Origin of the sequence: Micromonospora sp. WMMD1128 (genome assembly GCF_027497235.1) — a bacterium.
Classification (GTDB): domain Bacteria; phylum Actinomycetota; class Actinomycetes; order Mycobacteriales; family Micromonosporaceae; genus Micromonospora.
Genome location: NZ_CP114902.1, coordinates 2059480 through 2080216, shown reverse-complemented (window position 1 = coordinate 2080216; position 20737 = coordinate 2059480). Strand labels below are relative to the sequence as shown.

Annotated in this window: 18 protein-coding genes; 13 read left to right on the top strand and 5 right to left on the bottom strand. The window is 72.4% G+C overall.

Going from position 1 to position 20737, the window contains the following annotated elements:
- Positions 1 to 88 precede the first annotated feature (88 nt).
- From O7602_RS09710 to O7602_RS09685, 6 genes are all read left to right on the top strand, one after another.
- Positions 89 to 616, top strand: coding sequence for a hypothetical protein (locus O7602_RS09710; RefSeq protein ID WP_281587946.1), 528 nt, complete (start codon positions 89 to 91; stop codon positions 614 to 616).
- A complete protein-coding gene (locus O7602_RS09705) occupies positions 613 to 1182 on the top strand; it encodes an ImmA/IrrE family metallo-endopeptidase (protein ID WP_281588025.1) in 570 nt (189 codons plus the stop codon). Before O7602_RS09710 ends, O7602_RS09705 begins: the two co-directional genes overlap by 4 nt.
- Positions 1183 to 1187: 5 nt before the next feature.
- Positions 1188 to 2411 carry an MAB_1171c family putative transporter gene (locus tag O7602_RS09700; protein ID WP_281588023.1) on the top strand — a complete coding sequence of 408 codons (1224 nt, stop codon included), beginning with the start codon at positions 1188 to 1190 and terminating at the stop codon, positions 2409 to 2411.
- Positions 2408 to 3334 carry an oxygenase MpaB family protein gene (locus O7602_RS09695; protein WP_281588021.1) on the top strand — a complete coding sequence of 309 codons (927 nt, stop codon included), beginning with the start codon at positions 2408 to 2410 and terminating at the stop codon, positions 3332 to 3334. The genes O7602_RS09700 and O7602_RS09695 overlap by 4 nt, the downstream gene beginning before the upstream one ends.
- Before the next feature lie 203 nt (positions 3335 to 3537).
- On the top strand, positions 3538 to 4848 hold the full coding sequence (locus O7602_RS09690) for an activator-dependent family glycosyltransferase (protein WP_281588019.1): 1311 nt from the start codon (positions 3538 to 3540) through the stop codon (positions 4846 to 4848).
- On the top strand, positions 4836 to 6083 hold the full coding sequence (locus tag O7602_RS09685; protein ID WP_281588017.1) for an activator-dependent family glycosyltransferase: 1248 nt from the start codon (positions 4836 to 4838) through the stop codon (positions 6081 to 6083). Before O7602_RS09690 ends, O7602_RS09685 begins: the two co-directional genes overlap by 13 nt.
- 27 nt (positions 6084 to 6110) lie before the next feature.
- Here O7602_RS09685 and O7602_RS09680 read toward each other — a convergent pair whose 3' ends face one another.
- Complete coding sequence (locus O7602_RS09680) at positions 6111 to 8519, bottom strand: tetratricopeptide repeat protein (RefSeq protein WP_281588014.1); 2409 nt, start codon at positions 8517 to 8519, stop codon at positions 6111 to 6113.
- A gap of 189 nt (positions 8520 to 8708) precedes the next feature.
- Between O7602_RS09680 and O7602_RS09675 the strand changes: the two genes are divergently transcribed.
- Complete coding sequence (locus O7602_RS09675; RefSeq protein ID WP_281588013.1) at positions 8709 to 9506, top strand: hypothetical protein; 798 nt, start codon at positions 8709 to 8711, stop codon at positions 9504 to 9506.
- Positions 9507 to 9587: 81 nt separating this feature from the next.
- On the opposite strand, the gene O7602_RS09670 is transcribed toward O7602_RS09675, so the two are convergent.
- The 4 genes from O7602_RS09670 to O7602_RS09655 all read right to left on the bottom strand — a co-directional run bounded on the left by O7602_RS09670 (position 9588) and on the right by O7602_RS09655 (position 12893).
- The gene (locus tag O7602_RS09670; RefSeq protein ID WP_281588011.1) at positions 9588 to 10142 is read right to left on the bottom strand and encodes an LmbU family transcriptional regulator; all 555 of its coding nucleotides are present in this window, start codon (positions 10140 to 10142) and stop codon (positions 9588 to 9590) included.
- 209 nt (positions 10143 to 10351) lie between these two features.
- Complete coding sequence (locus tag O7602_RS09665; RefSeq protein WP_028193158.1) at positions 10352 to 11020, bottom strand: response regulator transcription factor; 669 nt, start codon at positions 11018 to 11020, stop codon at positions 10352 to 10354.
- Entirely contained in the window at positions 11008 to 12165 is a 1158-nt protein-coding gene (locus tag O7602_RS09660) for a histidine kinase (protein WP_281588006.1), read from the bottom strand. The genes O7602_RS09665 and O7602_RS09660 overlap by 13 nt, the downstream gene beginning before the upstream one ends.
- Positions 12162 to 12893 (bottom strand): hypothetical protein, encoded by a 732-nt coding sequence (locus O7602_RS09655; protein ID WP_281588005.1) that lies wholly within the window; start codon positions 12891 to 12893, stop codon positions 12162 to 12164. The genes O7602_RS09660 and O7602_RS09655 overlap by 4 nt, the downstream gene beginning before the upstream one ends.
- A 440-nt stretch (positions 12894 to 13333) precedes the next feature.
- On the opposite strand from O7602_RS09655, the gene O7602_RS09650 reads away from it, so the two are divergent.
- The 6 genes from O7602_RS09650 (at position 13334) to O7602_RS09625 (ending at position 20700) form a co-directional block, all read left to right on the top strand.
- Positions 13334 to 14140, top strand: coding sequence for an ABC transporter ATP-binding protein (locus O7602_RS09650; protein WP_281588003.1), 807 nt, complete (start codon positions 13334 to 13336; stop codon positions 14138 to 14140).
- Entirely contained in the window at positions 14137 to 16668 is a 2532-nt protein-coding gene (locus O7602_RS09645) for an FtsX-like permease family protein (protein ID WP_281588001.1), read from the top strand. The genes O7602_RS09650 and O7602_RS09645 overlap by 4 nt, the downstream gene beginning before the upstream one ends.
- A 194-nt stretch (positions 16669 to 16862) precedes the next feature.
- Complete coding sequence (locus O7602_RS09640) at positions 16863 to 17411, top strand: PH domain-containing protein (protein WP_281590234.1); 549 nt, start codon at positions 16863 to 16865, stop codon at positions 17409 to 17411.
- Positions 17408 to 19135 carry a PH domain-containing protein gene (locus O7602_RS09635; RefSeq protein WP_281587999.1) on the top strand — a complete coding sequence of 576 codons (1728 nt, stop codon included), beginning with the start codon at positions 17408 to 17410 and terminating at the stop codon, positions 19133 to 19135. The genes O7602_RS09640 and O7602_RS09635 overlap by 4 nt, the downstream gene beginning before the upstream one ends.
- Before the next feature lie 44 nt (positions 19136 to 19179).
- The gene (locus tag O7602_RS09630; protein WP_281587997.1) at positions 19180 to 20112 is read left to right on the top strand and encodes an aldo/keto reductase; all 933 of its coding nucleotides are present in this window, start codon (positions 19180 to 19182) and stop codon (positions 20110 to 20112) included.
- Positions 20113 to 20142: 30 nt separating this feature from the next.
- On the top strand, positions 20143 to 20700 hold the full coding sequence (locus O7602_RS09625) for a GNAT family protein (protein ID WP_281587996.1): 558 nt from the start codon (positions 20143 to 20145) through the stop codon (positions 20698 to 20700).
- The last annotated feature ends 37 nt before the right edge of the window (positions 20701 to 20737 follow it).

Below are 20737 nucleotides of genomic sequence, written 5' to 3'. Positions count from 1 at the left end.
GGCGTGCGCCACGTGCATGTATCAGCGCCTGTTTTGCCGGCGCTGGTATCTGCGACACTGTTGTTTGGTCGCTGGAGGGTTGGAATTCATGGTCGACGATCGGCGCGCGGAGCAGGAGCTGCCATCCCTCGACACCCTGGCCGCCCGGCTGGAGTACCTGTTCGACCGGATCCGCCCGACACCTGAGGAACTCGGCGAGTCCGACGAACCCGGCCGCCGCTACACCAACAAGGAGATCGCCGACAAGATCAACGCCACTGCCGCCGAGACCGGCGTCTCCATCAGCGCCGCCTACATCGGAGAACTACGCCGCGGCGTGGCACGCGACCCCCGCACCTCCCACGTACGCGCCCTCGCCTCCGCCTTCGGCGTCAGCTCCGGCTACTTCGTCGACGACGCGGCGGCCCGACGAATCCAGGAACAGATCACCCTGCTCCGCGAACTACGCCGAATGGACGTCAAACAGGTCGCGCTGCGCCAGGTCCTCGCCGACAACGGCCTCTCCGCAGGAGACACCCACCTCGTCGAACAGATGGTCGCCCGACTACGAGCCGTCGCCCGGGCCCCCGGAACGAGTGCCGCCGCCGAGCCGAACGGTTGCGATCAACCACGATGATCCTTGTGTGGCAGTACGCCGACGAGTGGGGGAACGTTGACGTGAAGGTGCACCGACTGCGCAAACGCTGCGAGCAGATCGCCGCCGAGGTGGAGATACCGAAGCCGTTCGACATCCAGCGGCTGTGCGACCTGCTCGGCCAACGACGCGGCCGACCCATCCACCTGATGCCCATCCGACTCCCCGCCCTCACCGTCTGCGGCATGTACGTACCCACCGGCGACTTCGACGCCATCTTCTACGAACAGGACACCTCACCCCTGCACCAACTCCTCATCATCGGACACGAACTCGGCCACCTCCTCGCCGGCCACCACGCCACCGCCATCCTCGACCCCGACGCCTCCCGCCTCCTCCTACCCGACCTCGACCCACAACTGGTCCAACGCAGCCTCGGCCGCAGCAACTACGCCGCCGCCGAAGAACGCGAAGCCGAAATGATCGGCTCACTACTACTACGCCGGGCCCGCGCCGGCCACGAGGCCGAGCCGGACTCACCGCTGGACGACCGACACACCGAGTTGTACGGCCGCCTCCGGCGCTCGCTCGAACACCCCGACTGGTAGCCGAGATGGACACCGTCCTCTACACCGTCTGCGCCGTCGGTGGCTGGTTCGCCTTCGGCTACATGCTGCGGCTCCAGCGGCGGCAGCCGAGCCCGGCCCGCGGCGCGATCTGCGTGGCGCTCGGCGCCTTCGCCGCCGGGATCACCCTCGCCATCCCGCCCGTCGCGGCCGGCATCGACTCGGCGTCCGGGCTACCGAACCTGGCCAAGGTCATGTCCCACGGCTGTGCCATGACGATCGCCGCGAGCGCCGAGCACATGCTGCTGCACCTCTCCCTCCCCCCGGCGAGGGCGGCAGCCCGCAGCCGCATCTGGGTCTGGGTCACCAGCAGCGCCTTCCTCGCCATGGTCGCCCTGTTCGCCTGCACGCTCGCCTACGACCAGCCGGTGCTCCTGACCGTCGAGTACGCGCGGGATCCCGTCGTCACCGCGTACCTGCTGATCTTCATGCTGGTCGGCTTCTTCGCCTACTGCACCGACATCACGCGGTTGTGCTGGCGATTCGCCCGCATCTGCGGGCGGCCGTGGCTGCGCCGCGGCCTCCGCCTCACCGCCGTCGGCGCCGCCTTCGCGCTGCTCTACAGCACCAACAAGATCATCTACCTCATCGCCTACTGGTCCGGCTACCAACCGGCCGGCGAACGGCAGGTCGCCGCCGTCCTGGTCACCATCGCCGCGCTGCTCATGATGGTCGGCCTCACCATGCCGGCGTGGGGGCCGATCTTCACCATCACCCGACGCTGGGACGACTACCGCTCGTACCGGCAGCTCGAACCGCTGTGGCGGGACCTCGTCGCCGCCCTGCCGGAGCTGGAACTCGACCCCAGCCTGCGCCGACCCCTCAGCGCCGCCCGCGACATCGACTACGCCCTGACCCGCCGCGTGGCCGAGATCCGCGACGGTCGCCTCGCCCTGCGCCCGTACACGGACGTCAAGGTGACCGAACTGGCCGAGCGGTTCGCCGGACAGGCCGGCCTGACCGTCGACGAGCTGCGGGCCAACGTCGAAGCCGCGCACCTCGCCTGCGCCCTGCGACGCCACCGGGCCGGGCTCATGGCCGCGGTCCCCCAGCCCGCGGACGAGCTGCACCGCCCCGAAGGCGGCTACGCCGGCGAGATCGGATGGCTGGCCCAGGTCACCACCGCGTACACCCGCTCCCCCGTGGTGGCCCGCACCCTCGCCGCCGCCCGGGACGCCCCGAACCTCCGGGTTGGAGATGCCTCCCGATGAGACGGCGCCACGCGAACCTGACCCGGATCCGCACGTTGGACCCCGAGCGCGACTGGCTGGACATCTACCAGACCATGCTGCGGCTGGAGTTCCCCTGGGACATGAAGCTCGGGCTGAACCTCGCGTTCAACCGGTCCTTCTCCATCCCCGCCATCGCCGCGGTGCACACCGCCACCGGTGAGCTGACCGAACGCACCCAGAAGCGCGTCGACGACACCGGCCTGCTGATGTACGAGATGGTGCTCAACGGCTTCGACCAGCCCCGCGGCCGGGAGGCGCTGCGCCGGGTCAACCAGATCCACCGCCCCTACGACATCCCCAACGAGGACTACCTCTACGTCCTCGGCTGCCTGGTGGTCATCCCCACCCGGTGGCTCCAGCGGTACGGCTGGCGCCGCCCCTGCTGCCACGAGCGGCGGGCGACCCACCTGTTCTACCGGGAGCTGGGCCGACGAATGGGCATCACCGACATCCCGGGCACCTACGAGGAGTTCGAGACCTGGTTCGACGCGTACGACGCCGCTCACCTCACACCCAACGACGACGCCGCGGCCATCGAGCGCGCGACCCGGTCGCTGCTGCTCGGCCGGATCCCCCGACCTCTCGCGCCGCTCGGCGACGGGCTGGTCAGCGCCATGTACGACGGGCGGCTGCGGCGCGCGACGCGGGTCGGCGCGCCGGCGTGGCCGGTCCGGGCCGGCCTGCACGTGGCGCTCACCCTGCGGGCCCGGCTGCAACGGTGGCTCGGCGCCCCGCCGAAGACACCGCTGTTCGCCGCCGGGATCAGGACGAAGACCTATCCGGACGCGTACGAGATCAGCGAGCTCGGGCCGCAGCCGAGCGCGACGGCCGATCGACCCGGTGACCAGCAGGAAAAATGCGGGAACGGCGGACACGGTCGCGTCGACGCGCCGTCGTGGTGACGTCCCGCCAGCGAGACAGATCCTGGCCGACGCCGTCGCCCTCTCCTATTCTCGACCCGGCCCGGCCGCATGGGAAACGCACGTCGACAAATGCGCGACATTGCTCGGCGGACGGCCCCGACGCACCATGTGCGCAATGGCGAGGGCAATGACGGATCGGGCCCGCGCCGGCGCGATCTCGACCGACCTCCGAAGGAGAAATCATGCGCGTGCTGGTGACTTCCTGCTCCGAGCGCACATTCCTCCAGATGATGGCGCCCGTCGCCTGGGCCCTGCGCACCGCCGGGCACGAGGTCTGCTTCGCCAGCCAACCCGAGCTGACCGAGCAGATCACCCGCACCGGCCTGGCCGCGGTGCCGATCGGCCGCAACCGGGGCGCCTGGCGCATCGCCGCGCTGCACGTCGACGAACGGGAGGCCGGCCGCCCCGACCTGCCGGCGCCTTACGACGCGCCGGTCCTGCCGCCCGAGAGCCGGGACTGGGCGGCGATGCGCGACGGCTACGAGGCGTTCACCACCCGCTACCACGGCGGCGGCTGGCACGTCACCGACAACTTCCCGATGATCGCCGACCTGGTGGCGTACGCCCGGCAGTGGCAGCCCGACCTGGTGCTGTGGGAGCCGACCACCTACGCCGGCGGTCTCGCCGCCCAGGCGTGCGGCGCGGCACACGGCCGTCTGCTGTGGAGCATCGACGTGTTCGGCGCGGCCCGGGAGATCTACCTCGACCTCGCCGCGCGGCGACCGGCGACCGACCGGGAGGACCCGATGGCCCGGTGGCTCGGCGGATTCGCGCGCAAGCACGGCTTCGAGTTCTCCGAGGAACTCATCACCGGCCAGTTCTCCATCGACCAGCTCCCCGGATCGTTGAGCCTGGGCGCCGCCGGCCACGACTACCTGCCGGTGCAGTACATCCCCTACGCGAGCGCCACGGTGGTGCCGAAGTGGCTGTGGGACAAGCCCGAACGGCCGCGCATCGCCGTCACCCTCGGCATCACCGCGACCGACCGGTTCAACGGCTACGCCGTCGACCTGCAGGACGTGCTGAACGCGCTGGCGGACCTCGACGTCGAGGTCGTCGCCACCGTGCCGACCAAGAACCAGGCGGAGCTGACCGCGGTGCCGGCGAACGTCCGGCTGGTCGACTGGGCGCCGCTGCACGCCCTGGTGTCGACCTGCGCGGTGGTGATCAACCACGCCGGCCCGGGGACGCTGCTGACCTGCGCGGTCGCCGGTGTCCCGCAGTTGACCCTGCCGTTCGACTTCGACGAGCCGGAACTCGCCCGCCGCGCCGCCGAGCAGGGTGCCGCCCTGGTCGTCCGGCCGCAGGAGGCGACCCCCGAGGCGATCCGGGCGGCGGTGCGGCGACTGCTCGACGAGCCCCGGTTCGCGTCCCGGGCCGCCGCGCTGCGGGACGAGATCCGGGCGTTGCCCTCGCCCAACGACCTCGTGACGGAGCTGGAACGGCGGGTCGAGCACCACCGCGCCACGCGGGAGCAGCGATGCGCGTCCTGATCACGTCCATCCCCGAGCCGACCCACGTGCTCAAACTCGTGCCGCTGGCGTGGGCGCTCCGGGCCGCCGGCCACGAGGTGCGGATCGCCAGCCTGCCGCGGCTCACCACGCTGGTCGAGGAGGCCGGCCTGACCGCCGTCCCGGTCGGACGCGACGTCGAGGTCAACCGGGCGATCAGCGCGGACGAGCGGGAGGAGCACCGGCGCGGGCTGCCACCGCCGTACCACATCGCCGAGCACGGCCCGGACGACAGCCGGTGGGCCGAGGACCTCGAGGCGTACCGGCTCTTCGTCCGCTGGGAGTTCCAACTCCAGAACCAGCCGCTCGTCGGCGGCCTGGTCGACTTCTGCCGGCAGTGGCGTCCGGACCTGGTGCTGTGGGAGCCGAACACCTACGCCGGCCCGATCGCCGCCCGCGCCTGCGGGGCCCGGCACGGCCGGGTCCTGTTCACCACCGACGTGTACGGCGTCACCCACCAGCACTTCCGGCAGCGGCTCCGGACCCGCCCCGGCGGCGCGTCCGACCCGTTGGCGGACTGGCTGGGCGGCTACTGCCGGCGCTACGGCCTGGACTTCGCCGAGGACCTGGTGCACGGCGAGTTCACCGTGGACCAGTCACCGCCGTCACTGCGCCTGCGCGCGCCCGGCGTGGACTACCTGCCGATGCAGTACGTGCCGTACGGCGGACGCGCGGCCGTCCCGGCCTGGCTGTGGCAGCGGCCGAGCCGCCCCCGGGTGGCCCTGACGCTGGGCCTGAGCGCCACCGAGCACTTCGGCGGCTACACCTTCGCCGTCGGCGAGGTGCTGGACGCCCTGGCCGACCTGGACGTCGAGATCGTCGCCACGGTCGCCGGGGCGACGGCGGCCGGACCCGTGCCGGCGAACGTCCGGCTGACCGGGTTCGCCCCGCTGCACGCCCTTGCGCCCACGTGCGCCGTCGTGGTCAACCACGGCGGATTCGGCACGGTGAGCACCGTCGCGCGCTACGGCGTGCCGCAACTGGTCCTGCCGTACCACTTCGAGGGGCCGCTGCTCGCCGGCCGGCTGGCCGCGCGCGGCGCTGCCGTGGTGCTGGGTCCCGACGACGTCGGCGGCGCCGCCGTCCGGCGGCAGGTGGCGCGACTGCTCGACGAGGAGGGTTTCCGGGCCGGCGCGGCGGCGTTGCGCGACGAGATCCTGGCGCAGCCCACGCCCGCCGGCGTCGTGCCCCGGCTGGAGGAGCGGGTGCGCGGCTAGGGTGGCCACGGCTCGGCGCCGTCCGCGTCAGCCGGGGGGCGCTGCCGGCCACACGGGCGGGGTTCCGTCGAGCCGTGCCCGGACGTCGGCCGCTTCCGAGGCGCCGAGCTCGTCGAGAATGGTGAGCGCCTGCCGCCACGCGCGCCCGGCCGCCTCCGGGGAACCGGCCGCCTCATGGGTGTCGCCCAGATGGACCAACATCTCCGCCTCGTTGTTGCGCTCACCGATCCGGCGGACGAGCGCCAGCGCGCGCCGGTAGGCGGTGACCGCTTCCCCGTACCGCCGGAGCCCGTGGTGGGCGAAGCCGATGCTGTCCCAGGCCTGGGCCTGGCCGAGCAGGTCTCCGACCGCGCGCATCAGGTCGAGGGCGCGGGCGCAGGAGGCGAGCGCGACCTCGTAGTCGCCGAGCAACGCGTGCTGCCAGCCCAGACCGTTGTACGCGCGGGCCTGCCCGGGACGGTGACCGGCACGCTCGAAGAGTTCCAGCGCCCGTCGGGTGTGCTCCAACGCGGCCCGGTACTCGCCGTCTCGCTCGCAGAGCAGGCTGAGGTGGAACCGTACGTAGCCCTCGTCGACGGGCCGGTCGGCGGTGGCGAAGTTCCGCAGGGCCCGGTTGAAGTGGATGCCGGCCCGGAGTCTGCGGTTGTCGATGCTGCTGTAGGCGCGACCGAGTCCGCGATGGGCGTGGCCCTGTGCCAGCGGGTCACCGAGCCGCCGCGCCGCGGCCAGCGCCACCCGTTGCAGGGCGGCCCACTGCTGGCGGGGCACCTGGCGGTACAGCATCGGTTCGCACGCCCACGTCAGTTGCCAGGCGTGGGCGTGAAAGCCGGTGCGCGCGGCGCCGTGGATCGCCGCGACCAAGGTGGTCTCCTCGGCCGCGTACCAGTCCAGCGCGGCGGCCTCGTCGCTGAGGGCGGCCACGGTCACCCCATCGTCGGGCGGCGGAATCGTGATGGTGTGACGCTGCGGGTCCAACATCCGGCCGGCGGCGTGGGCGGTGTGGAGCAGATGGTCGAGAAGCCGCCCCTGCGCCGTCCGTCGACGCGCTGCGGGATCGGTGGCCCGGGCCAGCTCCATCGCGTAGGCGCGCAGCAGATCGTGCGTTCGGTACCGGTCCCGGTGGGGCGCCGAGACGAGGTGCGCGCGGGCCAGTTCCGCCAGGGCCGGCCGGACCTGCCGCACGGGTACGCCCGCGAGGCTGGCGGCGGCGGCCACCGTGACGTCGGGACCGGGGTGCAGCCCGAGCGTCCGGAACAGGGTCGCGGCGATCGGGCTCAGCCGTCGATAGGACCAGGAGAAGGCGGTGCGGACATCGGCGCCGTCGGCGCCTGTGGACAACGTGTCGAGCACCGCGGCACCGGTCCGTAACTGCCCGGCGAGCGCGGCGAGGGGTTCGTCGGGGCGGGCAGCCGCGCTGGCGGCGGCGATGGCCACGGCCAGGGGCAGCCGGGCGCAGCGGTCGACGATCTCCGCCACGGCCGCCGGTTCCCCGGCTGCCCGGCCGGCGCCGAGCCGGGACGCGAACAGCTCCGCCGCGTCGGTGGCGGTCGGCAACTCCAGCCTCAGCGGCAGCGCGCCCTCGCCCACGACCAGGCCGGTCAACTGGTTACGGCTGGTCACCAGCGCCATGCAGGAGGGGCCCCCGGGCAGCAGCGGGCGGACCTGGCCCGGGTCGCAGGCGTTGTCCAGCACCACCAGCACCCGACGATCGGCCAGCAGGCTGCGATAGAGCGCGACGCGCGTGGACAGGTCGTCCGGCAGCCGATGGGGGTCGGCGCCCAGCGCGATGAGGAATCCCCGCAGGGCGTTCTCGGGGGAGACCCGGGTGCCGTTCGGGTCGAAGCCGCCCAGGTCGACGTGGAGCTGCCCGTCGGGGAACCGGCCGCCGGCCCGGTGCGCCCACCACAGCGCGACAGTTGTCTTGCCGACACCGGCGGTACCGTCGATCACGACCACGGTGGCCGACCCGTCCGGCTTTCCGCAGCTCGTGGCGGCCCGGTCGAGCGTGGCCAGTTCGGCCGCCCGGCCCACCAGGTGCCGGGCGACCGGAGGGAGTTGCCGGGGCACCGGCCACCGGCGGGACGCCGTCGGCGGGCGGGAACCGGTGCCACCCGGCGGGGTACGTCGGCGCTGGAAGGCGTACTCCAGCATCGCGTACCGGGGTCGCCAGGTCTCCTCGACGCCGGTACGCAGGGACAGGTGGGACAGCCGGTGGTGGGCACGGGCGTGGTCGTGGAAGCACTCCACCAGGCGACGCACCACGTCCCAGTCGGGTGGCCGGCGGACCGTGCCGTTGAGGATCGCGCCCACCTGGCTCTTGCCGAGACCGACCCGGGCGCTCACCACCCGCAGGCTCGGTCCCCGCGCCTGTGTCCGGAGCAGCCGCAGATCAGCGCAGAAGTGCCGGAGCAGCTCGTCCGGGTCGTCGGCGGGCACGGGCGTGGACCTTCCGCTCGCTCGCTTGTGGGGCCGGCCGCCGGCTGTCCGGTGCTGTCCGGCCGGGGCGGTCGGCAGCGTGCATCCGACCGGCGGCATCACGGTACCGGGACGCGGCGCGTCCGCACCGGCCACTCACCGACAACCGGATGGCCGACTCTGATGGCTCCCCGACGAGAGGGAGTAGGAATGACCCAAGGCAAGAGGAGAGCCCGCAGTCGGCCGGTACGTGTCCTGCTGGCCGCTCTGCTGTCCATCGTGGTGGTGGCGCCCACCGGCGCCCGACCGGCGTACGCGATCGCCTGGACCCAGGTGATCACCGCAGCGATCAGTGCGGTCAGTTCGTGGGTGAACGCCGGTAACACCCAGGCCGCGATCGAGGAGGCGACCCGGCAGATCCTGACCGCGGTCAACTCGGCCCGCACCGAGATCCTGGCGCAGATCCAGACGATCGCGGTGGCGCAGACCCGGGCCTGCGCCAACCATGCCGTGATCGAGCTCGCCGACATCGAGCGGATGACGCCTGACAACATGCAGCGGTTCGCCCAGGACGCCACCGGCTGCGCGGTGGCGATCGAGAGCATGATCCCCGCCCTGACCGACCCGGCGAGCGTGGACCAGCTCGGTTTCGCGATGAACATCGTGACGCCGATCGCCCTGGTGGCACGGGCCCGGACCGGCCTGACCACCGACGGGCTGACGAACACCCTGCGCTCGGCCAACACCCAGCTGGTGCCGAAGCTCGCACCGCCGTCCTGCGCCTCCTGGTCACCTGACTTCGACCCGGCGCTGCCGTTGCCCCGCAAGGGCGACATCGTCAGCTACTACCTCTACTGCACGGCGTACAACAACGACAGTGGGTACGCGTACACGGAGGTCGTCTGGCCCAACCGGCTCCCGGACAACGCCTTCGATCCGGCGATCGCGGACGCCACCAGAAACACCAGCCGGGCAATCGCCGTCGCGGTGTTGCCCATGCTGGGCTGACCGGGGCGACCCCGGGCCGGGGCGTTCTCGTGCCGGGCACCTGTCACACCTGGCTCGTCGGTGTGACAGGTGCCCCGTCGGTCAGGAGGAGACGGCGGGCGGGGACTCGATCTGGGTGGCCGCGGCGCGGTCCAGGCTGTTGACGATCCACCCCATCAGGTCCTGCTGGGTCACCTCCGCGGCCTGCTGCCACAACTGGCGGCGGTCGGCGATGAGGTTGAGCTGGATCTGCACGACCGGGTCGGCCGGCTCACCGCCGTTCCTGCTGGCCCGGATCTGCCGGCGCAGCTCGTTGCGCGACCAGGTGAACTGCTCGGCGCGGGTCAGCCAGAGGTCCTGCTGGTCGGTGTCGAGGCTGGCCACCTCGGCGTGGTGCTGGAAGCTGAGCCGCTCGCGACGGCGCTCCGGGGCGAACTGCCGGGCGACCCAGGCGTAGTTGCGCAGCGTCTGGTAGTCCAGCGAGGTCTCGGCGATGGCCCGCTTGTAGCGGTCCGGGAAGTTCGCCTGGCCGAAGATCAACCAGTCCCCCAGCCACCAGCCGGAGGAGTCCGTGATGACGAATATCTGGCGGCCCAGGTTACGCCACACATCGATGGGCATATCGTGCGGAATGGTGAGCGCGGTGCGCCTGGTCATCGCTTTTCCGTCGACCGCGAGCCGACCCCGGCCAGCGACCGCACCGGACGGCCTATGTGATGTGTTCATCGAATTAACCATTCCCGTTCCCCCGTCATAAAAATGCTCCGACGTGAACCAGGCCGGAAGTATGCCGGAGGCGAACTTGACTCGTCTACACGACGTCTAAACGCCAGATTGATACAAAGTGGTGAACTCGTGTAGCCGACTCAGCCGCGCGCTTCGTGCACCAGGATCGCCACCTGCACCCGGTTGGCGCAGCCCAGCTTCGTCATCAGCCGTGAGACGTACGTCTTCACCGTCGCCACGCTCATGAACAACTCGCCGCTGATCTCCGCGTTGGACTTGCCGGCGGCCACCGCCCGGGCCACCTCCCGCTCCCGGTCGGTCAGCCCCTCGATCGCCCGGCGCGCGGCGTTCACCCGGACCTGCTGCTCGTCCTGGTCCTCCACCCGCACCACGTAGTCGATGAGCCGTCCCACCACCGCCGGCGAGAGCATCGACTCCCCCGCCGCCACCGCCCGGACCGAATCCTGGATCTGTCCGGGCGGCATGTCCTTGAGCAGGAAGCCGTTCGCGCCGGCCCGCAGCGCGCGCAGGATGTGGTCGTCGGTGTCGAAGGTGGTCAACACGATCACCGCGGGTGGCTGCGCCAGCGCCCGCACCTCGGCCGTGGCGGAGAGCCCGTCCAGACCGGGCATCCGGATGTCCATCAGCACCACGTCCGGACGCAGGGCCCGCACCGCGGTCACCGCGTCGGCGCCGTCCGCTGCTTCGCCGACCACCTCGATGTCGGCCGCGGCGCCCAGCACCGCGCAGAGCCCCGCCCGCACCAACGCGTTGTCGTCGACCACCAGAACTCTGATCACGTCGGCCACGGTAGCCAGGCTTCCAGTTGGAAGACCACGCCGCCCTCCGGGACACGCTGCACGCCGTACGAGAGGCGACCGCCGGCCAGCTCGACCCGCTCGGCGAGGCCGAGCAGGCCGGAGTGGCTGCCCGGAACCCCGGTCCCGGGCCCGCTGACCAACGGGTTGCGCAGCCGCACCCACAGCTCGCCGGTCCCGGAGCGGTCCACCAGCACGTCCACCGGCGCACCCGGGGCGTGCTTGCGCGCGTTGGTCAGGCCCTCCTGCACGAGCCGGTAGACCGTCCGTCCGACCACGTCGGACGGCTCCCCGGTGACCCGCCGGTCGACGTGCACGACGGCGCCGACGCTGCGGCCCTCGGCGAAGAGCCGGTCCAGGTCGGCCAGGCCGGGCTGCGGGCGCAGGCCGACCCCGTCACCGCCGGCCCGCAGCACGTCCAGGATCCCCCGCAGGTCCTCCAGCGCGTCGTGCGACTGCTGCCAGATCGCCGCCGCCGCCCCGGTCACCTCGGCCGGCAGGTCGGTCCGGACCTCCAGGGCGCTGGCCTGCAGGCTGACCAGCGAGATCCGGTGGGCCAGCACGTCGTGCATCTCGCCGGCGATGCGGTGCCGCTCCTGCACGCGCAGGCGCTCGGCCCGCTCGTTCGCCTCGGCCTCGGCGCGCTCGGCCCGCTCGCGCAGCACCCCGATCGCCTCCCGCCGGATCCGGGCGGTGCTGCCCGCCACCAGCGCGACCAGGATCAACGCCAGGTAGAGCACGTTGGCGCCGAAGGCGCTCAGGTCCGGGGCGGGCCGCATCACCGAGTAGGGGACGTAGACCAGCAGACCGACGCCGACGGTTGTCGCGGCGACGGACCAGCTACGGTGCGCGCTCACCGTCCAGACCGCGACCAGGACCGCGACGACGGCCAGGTCGGTGCCGGCCAGCACCAGCGTGAGCAGCACGGCGACGGCCACCGGGAAGCGGCGGCGCCACCACAGCGCCACCGCGCCGAGCACGGCCAGACCCAGCGCCGCGACCAGCGCGTCCCCGGCCAACCGCCCGCTCTCCTCGGCCTCACCGGCGATGACCAGGGCGGCGAGCGCGGCAGCCGCCACGAGACCGAGGTCGACGAGGCGGCTGCGCACCGGTCCGCTCAGGCGGGGACGGATCACGACTTGACGAGCGGACGCCAGAACTGCCGCGTGCCCTCGTCACGCACCACGTACCCCATCTTCTCCAACGTCGCGGCCAGGCTGCGGACCTCCGGCTGGGCCTTGGTCCGCAGCGCCGACTGCCGGGCCGCGAGCACGTCGTCGGCCGTCTCGGGCAGCTCCGCGGAGCCGGCGCTCCACGGCTTGAACAGGTCGGCGTACGGGTCGCTGTCGTGCCACGGGTAGCCGTGCCGGCGGAAGCCCTCGGCGAGGGTCGACCGCGACGCCTCGTGGGTGTCGCGCAGCACCTGGCGGGAGCGCTGGTCGAGGACCACCAGCTTCTTGCCGTCGAGGAAGACCGCGGACACGTCGTCGCGGGCGAACGTGCGGACCTGGTCGTCCTTCTCCACCCGCATGTCGGCGTCGGTGACGGTGACCCGCATCGACTCGCGCGCCGCGGTGAACACCACCACCAGCGCCAGCAGGAGCCAGATGGTCAGGTTCACCGCGATCTCCCACGGCTTGTCGATCGCGCCGACGAACCGGAACACCGGCTTGAACGGCAGCGCCGTGTCCCAGCTCAGCGCCCAGCGGGCCAGCGCCGGCAGCCCCAGGCCCAGCAGCAGGACCAGCACCGGGATGCCGACGAACATCACCAGGCGGTCGGCGAACGGCACCGCCAGCACGGTTTTCCCGGCGGCGGCGTCCGAACCCGACCGAGGGCCTTCGCGGAACTCCTTGGTGGCCATGAGGTACACCTTCCGACTCGTTCGGGCGCCCCGCACGCGGCCCGGCTGGATCCCTACGCTAATTGCCCGACAATGGACGGCGCCAGTCACCGAAGGTCGTTGCCGCAGCGGTCACCCGAATCGCCGCGGCACCCCGTCGAAAGCACCCCTGTGCTGCGCTTTTCCGCACCCGGCCGGGCGCGTGCGGTCGACACCGCCGGCACCGGCGGAATACTTTCGGCTAATCCCTTGTCAACTTCGGGCGCTAAAGCCCGCGTGCGCGTTCCGCGTCCTCGTGGACCCGCCCCGGCGGTGAAATACTCGGGCCGGACGAGTGGCGCGCCGATTCGCTTTTCGCCTCGACGACGGCGACACCGCCACAGCTCGCGGAAAACCCGTGACCGCCGATCCGTTCCGTTGCCAGGGCGCGACCACGCGCCCGCCAGTGACAGGGAGCCGTCATGACCAGCAACACCGCCGTGCCCGACACCGGCACTGCCGATCCCGAGACCGGCGAGGCCGCCGCCCGCACCGAGGAGATCACCAAGGTGTACGGCACGGGCGACGCCCGGGTCGTCGCCTTGGACGCGGTGTCCCTGACCATTCCCCAGGGCCGGTTCACCGGCATCATGGGGCCCTCCGGCTCCGGCAAGTCGACGCTGATGCACTGCCTCGCCGGGCTCGACGTGGTCGACTCCGGTCGCATCCTGATCGGCGACCAGGACGTCACCCGGCTCAACGACAAGCAGCTCACGGCGCTGCGCCGGGACCGGGTCGGGTTCATCTTCCAGTCGTTCAACCTGATCCCCACGCTCACCGCGCTGGAGAACATCGTCCTGCCGCTGCGCATCGCCGGCCGTCAGCCGGACCAGCAGTGGCTGGACAAGGTGGTGGACACCGTCGGCCTGCGCGACCGGCTGCACCACCGGCCGACACAGCTCTCCGGCGGCCAGCAGCAGCGCGTCGCGTGCGCCCGGGCCCTGGTCAGCAAGCCGGACGTGATCTTCGCCGACGAGCCGACCGGCAACCTGGACTCGCGGTCCGGCGCGGAGGTGCTCGCCTTCCTCCGCGACTCCGCGCGCACCACCGGCCAGACCATCGTCATGGTCACGCACGACCCGGTGGCCGCCGGCTACACCGACAACGTGGTGTTCCTCGCCGACGGCCGGGTCGTGGACCGGATGGTCGACCCGACCGCCGACCGGGTCCTGGACCGGATGAAGCGCCTGGAGCACGCGCCCGCCGGCCGCGAGGAGCTGGCCCGATGATGGCGAGACTCGCGCTGCGCAACCTGTCCGCGCACCGGCTGCGGCTGCTGTTCACCGCGGTCGCGGTGGTGCTCGGCGTCTCGTTCGCCGCCGGCACCATGATCTTCCGGGACACCGCGTCCCGCGCGTTCGAGGACGCCTTCGGCGACCGCTCGCAGGCCCGGGAGGTGTCCGTCGCGCCCAAGCAGCCGTTCACCGGCGAGGGCGCCCAGCCACGGCTGATCGACGCCGCGACGGTGGAGTCGCTCAAGGGCAAGGTGCCCGGCGCCGACCAGTTCCGCAGCGTCGTCGAGGGCTACGCGGTGGTGATCGACCGGAACGGCGAGGTGGTCGGCGGCGACGGCGTGGCACATCGGGGCCGCGCGTACGTCGAGGGCGGGCCGGAGTCGAAGATGCGCATCCTCACCGGTCGGGCCCCGACCGCGGAGAACGACCTCGTGGTGGAGGAACAGACCGCGGCCGAGGGCGGCATCACCGTCGGCGACTCCGTGCCGGTGGTGACCCGCAGCGGCCAGCGCACGATGACCGTGGTGGGCGTGTTCACCCTGGGCGAGGAGCGCATCGGCGACGTCGTCACCTACGTCGGCTTCTCCCCCGCCGTGGCCGAACAACTGCTCACCCGCCCCGGGCACTACTCGGCCGTCTGGGTGCGGCCCAAGGCGGGCGTCTCCCAGGAGCAACTGGCCACCCAGCTCACCGCCGCCCTGCCGGCCGACTACGAGGTGAGCACCGCGCAGCAACTGGTGGCGGACGCGCGGGAGCGGATCAAGTCCTTCTTCGGCCTGCTGAGCGCGTTCCTGCTCGCCTTCGCGGGCGTCTCCGTCCTGGTCGGCTCCTTCATCATCTTCAACACGTTCACCATGCTCGTCGCGCAGCGCACCCGGGAGATGGCGCTGCTGCGGGCGGTCGGCGCCAGCCGGCGGCAGGTGACCCGGGCGGTGATCGTCGAGGCCCTCGTCGTCGGCGTCGTCGGGTCCACCGGCGGCATCGGCGTCGGCGTCGGCATCGCGCTCGCGCTGCAGGCCCTGTTCTCGCGGTTCGGCACGGAGCTGCCGAGCGGCTCGCCCGTCGTCACGCCGGCGACCGTGCTGTGGGCGTACGCCATCGGCACGCTCGTCACCGTGGCCGCCGCCTACCTGCCGGCCCGCCGGGCGGCGCGGATCCCCCCGATCGCCGCGCTGCGCGACGAGGTGGCGCTGCCCACCCGCTCGCACCGGATCCGGCTGGTGTTCGGGGTGCTGGTGGCCAGCATCGGCGGGCTGATCGTGGCCCTGTCGTTCGGGTCGAAGCGCGACGAGGCGCCGATCCTGCTGGCCCTCGGTGGCATCCTGCTGCTGTTCGCCCTCGTCCTGCTCGGCCCGGTGCTCAGCCGCCCGGTGGTCCGGCTGGTCGGCTGGCCGATCGCCCGGCTGGGCGGCACCGCCGGGCAACTCAGCCGGCGCAACGCGTACCGTGATCCGCGCCGGACGGCGGCGACCGCCTCGGCCCTGATGATCGGGCTGGCCATGGTGTCGGTCGCCACGGTCGTGTCCAGCTCGCTGAGCGCCTCCGCCGACCGCCGGCTCGACCGCGAGTTCGGCGCCGACTTCTCGCTCGACTCCCGCGGCCTGACCGGGTTCGGCCCGCAGGCCGCCGACCAGGTCGCCGCCGTGCCCGGGGTGCGTGCGGTCACGCCGGTGCGGCTGGGCACCATGCGCATCGACGAGCAGGAGGCACCGGTCACCGTGGCCGACCCCGCCGCGCTCGTCGCGCCGGTCAACCTGCGGATCGAGACCGGCCGGGCGACGCTCGGCGCCGACGAGATCCTGGTCGAACGCAGCGCCGCCGACGAGCTGGGGCTGGAGGTGGGCAGCACGACGCCGGCGCAGTATCCGGACGGCGCCCGCGTCACGCTGCGGGTGGTCGGCATCTTCGCCGACAACCAGGTCCTCGACCGGCCGTACCTGGTCGGCACCGCCGGCTACCTGGCGCACTCCGACACCGACCAGCTGCAACGCGCGTACGTCGACGTGGACGACGCGCAGCAGGCCGCCGCCACCGAGCGGATCAGGTCGGTGCTGCGCGCCTACCCGGCGGTGCAGCTGCGGGACCGGCAGGACGCCAAGGACGACGCCCGCGCCGAGATCGAGCAGGTGCTCAACGCCATCCTGGCGCTGCTGGTGCTGTCCATCCTGGTCGCCGCGATCGGCATCGTGAACACGCTCGGGCTGTCGGTGGTGGAACGGACCCGGGAGATCGGCCTGCTGCGCGCCGTCGGCATGGGCCGCGGCCAGGTCCGGGCGATGATCCGCTACGAGTCGGTCGTCATCGCGCTGTTCGGCACCGCGCTGGGCCTGGCCCTCGGGGTCGGCCTCGGCGTCGCCGCGCAGCGCGCGTTGTCGTCGAACGGCATCGAGGTGCTCGACCTCTCCGTCGGCCGGTTGGCGCTCTACCTGCTCGCCGCGATCGGCATCGGCGTGCTGGCCGCGCTCTGGCCGGCCTGGCGGGCGGCGCGGATGAACGTGCTGGACGCCATCTCCCAGCGCTGATCGACCCGGCTGCGGCCGGCGCCGTCGTCCCGCCAGCGAGACAACGGCGCCGGCCGCGACGGCCGGGCACACTTGACGGCCCGCGCCGTATGCGTAAATCTGCACCGAGCCTGGCCGCGCCATTTCGCGTCGGCGCCGGCTCTCTTTTTCACCGTTGATTCACCGAGGCCATCGTGGCGCACCGGAGATCAGTGATGCAGCCTTACCCGAATACCGAGACATTGCGTCCGCCGACCGAAACGACAGCCCGCCCCGCGCGGCTGAAACTCCGCCCGCCCCGCAATCGCATCGAGAAGAGAGCAATCGTTCTCTGGATGCTGCACGCCGCGCTCACCGCCATTGTGGTGCTCGGTGGATGCGGCATCGCCTATGCGACGGCGGAATCGTCGCGGCCCTATCTGGGTCCGGTCATCGCGGTGCTCGCGGCCTTCTACGTCGTCTACATCCCGCTCATGCCGACCTGGCGTTATCTGGTGCACCGGTGGGAGGTCACCGACGAGGCCGTGTACGCCCTGAGCGGCTGGTTCGAGCGCGAGTGGCGCATCGTCCCGATCTCGCGGATCCAGAGCATCAACACCGTCAAGGGGCCGCTGCAGCAACTGCTCCGCGTGGCCACCATCCGGGTCACCACGGCGTCGCGCGAGGGCAGCATCTCCATCCGGGGCCTGGACGCCGAGGTCGCCGAGACCGCCGCGCACCGGCTCACCGAGATCACCGAGTTGACGCCCGGGGACGCGACATGAGCGGTTCCCCGACCGCGGTGACCGCGCCGGAGCCGGCCGTGCCGGCGGGCCCGACGGATCCGGCGGGCGCGGGGGTGGAAACGGCGGCGGAGTCGCCCGCCGAGGCGCCGTGGCGCCGGCTCGACCGGCGGGTGATCTGGCTGGACCTGGTCATGTTCCTGCTCTCGCTCACTCCGTCGTTCGTGGCGCTCGTCGTGCTGGACGTGGACTTCTCCGACGGCGCGTTCGGCATCTGGCCGCTGGCGGTGGCGACCTTCCTCGGCGTGACCGGCGCCGTCCGCGACCTGTTGCGGTGGATGAAGACCCGCTACCGGATCACCGACGAGCGGGTGGAGCTGCGCGTCGGCTGGTTGCACCGCAGATACCGCTACGTGCCCCGCGACCGGGTCCGCAGCGTCGACGCCACCGCCCGGCTCCGGCACCGCCTCGCCGGGCTGCGCATCGTGCACATCGGCACCGGCGAGGCCCAGCCGGCGCTGCGGCTCAACGCCGTGTCGGTGGCGGCCGTGGCCGGTTTCCGCCGGGAGCTGCTGGTGGCGACCGGCACCCGCCCCACCGCAGCCGACACCGCCGACACCGCCGACGCAGCGGACGGCGCCGACGCGCCGGTCGCTGCCACCCCGGAGACCCCGATCGCCGAACTGCGCTGGTCGTGGCTGCTCTACAACCTGGTCAACATCTGGGCCTTCCTGGCCGCGGGTTTCCTGCTCTGGTCGCTGTTCTGGCTCCTGCAACTGGTCAACGTCGACCTGCGCGACGTCGTCGGCGGGCTCGTCGACTGGCAGGAACTGGGCAACGGCTGGTCCGCCGTCATCATCATGGCCGGGTCGTTCCTGCTGGGCGTGATCGGACTCGGTATCGGCTTCGTCACCGAGAACTGGAACTTCCGGCTGGTGCGGGTCACCACCGAGAACGGCACCGCGCTGCTGACCCGGCGCGGGTTGACCCAGACCCGGGAGATCTACCGCGACGACCGGCGACTGCGCGGCGTACACACGAGCGAGCCGCTGTTCTGGCGGTGGCTCGGCCTCGCCGAGACCGAGGTGGTCTCCACCGGGCTGGCCGGTTGGACCGCCGGGCAGGAGTCGGCGAGCGTCATCCTGCCGCGTACCCGGATCGGGTACGCCCGGCGGGTGGCCGCCGACGTCCTCGCCGACGGGGTCCGCCCGCTGGACGCCCCCACCCGGGCGCACGCGCGGGCGGCGCTGTACCGGCGGCTGCTCTGGGCGGTCGGGCTCCCGGGCGGCCTCGCCGCCGCGCTGGCCTGGCTCGCCCCGACCAGTACGGTGCCCGACCGGCTCTGGCTGTACGCCCTGGCGGCGACGCCGGTCACCCTCGTGCTGGCGGTGATCGCCTACCGGTCGCTGGGCCACACGCTCGTCGAGCCGTACGTGGTCACCCGCTACGGGCTGGCCCGGCGCTACACCACGGCGTTGCAGCGGCGCGCCGTCATCGGGTGGAAGTTCCGGCAGTCGCTGCTGCAGCGGATTTTCGGCCTGACCACCCTGGGCATCGCCACGGCCGCCGGCGCCCGTCACTACGAGGTGCCGGACCTCGGCGCGGCCCAGGCGGTCGCGTTCGCCCACGAGACCACTCCGGACCTGCTGGCCGCCTTCGTGGTCCGGACCGAGCCGACGCCCGTCGCGGCAGCCGAGGACCCGCAACCCCCGGCCGTCGCGCCGGGCAGTGAAGGGTGGGAGCAGGAATGCGACAGACCGAGCTAGCGCCGGGGCTCACGTCCAGCGCCATCGGCCTGGGGTGCAGCTCCATGTCGCACGGCTACAGCCCGGGCGAGCGGGACGACCGGGAGTCCGCGCGGGTCATCGCGCGCGCCGTCGACCTGGGCGTCACGTTGTTCGACACCGCCGACGTCTACGGGCCGTTCCGCAACGAGGAGCTGCTCGGCGCGACCCTGCGGCCGTACCGGGACCGGGTCCGCATCACCACGAAGTGCGGCCTGACCGCCGGGCCGGACGGGCGGTTCCGGCGCAACGGCCGGCCCGACTACCTGCGCTCGGCGTGCGAGGGGTCGCTGCGCCGCCTGCAGGTGGAGACGATCGACGTCTACCAGCTGCACCGGGTCGACCCGGCCGTGCCGCTGGCCGAGACGTGGGGCGCGCTGGGCGCGCTCGTCGCCGAGGGCAAGGTACGCCACCTGGGCATCTCCCACGCCACAGTGGAGGAACTGGACCTGGTGCACGCGGTGTGCCCGCTGAGCGTGGTGCAGTACGAGCTGTCGGTCTGGTGCGCCCAGTCGTTGCAGGACGTGATCCCGTGGTGCCGGCGCAACGGGGTGGGCTTCCTCGCCTTCGCGCCGCTCGGCCGCGGCTACCTGTCCGGCACGGTGCGGCCCAGTTCGCTCAGCGACGGTGACTCCCGGGTCCGCGACCCGCGTTTCCAGCCCACCGCGATGCGGGCGAACCAGGCCATCGTCGACGGGCTGACGGCCGTCGGCGCCCGCCACGGCGTCACCGCGGCCCAGGTGGCGATCGCCTGGACGCTGGCGTTGGGCGAGGGCATCGTGCCGATCCCGGGCACCCGCCACCGCCGCTGGCTGGAGGACAACGTCGCCGCCGCGCATCTGCGCCTGACCGGCGACGACCTGCGGGACATCGCCGCGTTGCCAGCCGCCACCGGCCGCATGCGCTGGGACGACGACAGGTACGCCGACCGGACCCGGCCGGCGGTCACCACCGGCTGACCGGCCGACGAACAGAGAGGGATCGACTCCGTGATCTTCCCGCACACCGAGTCCCGCCGGATCGCGCTCCAGCCGGCCAGCACCGGCGACTCGTCGCTGTTCATGCAGACCCTGCTGCGTACCGGGTTGGAGAGCTTCCGGCCGGCCGCGTCGACGGTCGGCATGTTCAAGATCCTCAACGCCGCGTTCCTGGTGCTCAAGCGCAGCAGCGACGACGTGCTCGGCTTCGCCACCCTGCACGGCCTGGACCCGGCCGGGCACCTGCGGTGCGGCATCTACCTGGACCCGCCGAAGACCCGCTTCGGCATCGGCGCCGAGGCCACCAACCTGCTGCTCAACTACGCGTTCGCCTGCTTCAACATCGACCGGGTCGTCGCACAGACCACCGAGGCCAGCTTCGACGCGTTCGGCCTCGGCCACGGCGACGGACGCGAGCGGCAGGTGCTGGCCGAACACCTGTGGTTCCGCGGCCAGCTGTGGGATCTGCACACCTTCCAGATCCGGCGCGACGAGTGGGAGGAGCACATCGACCTCCGGCTCGACGGCATCCTGCCGGCCCCGCTCAACTGGCGTACCGCCCCGCGGTGACCGCCGCCGGCCCGCGCCGCCCGATCGTTCGCACCAC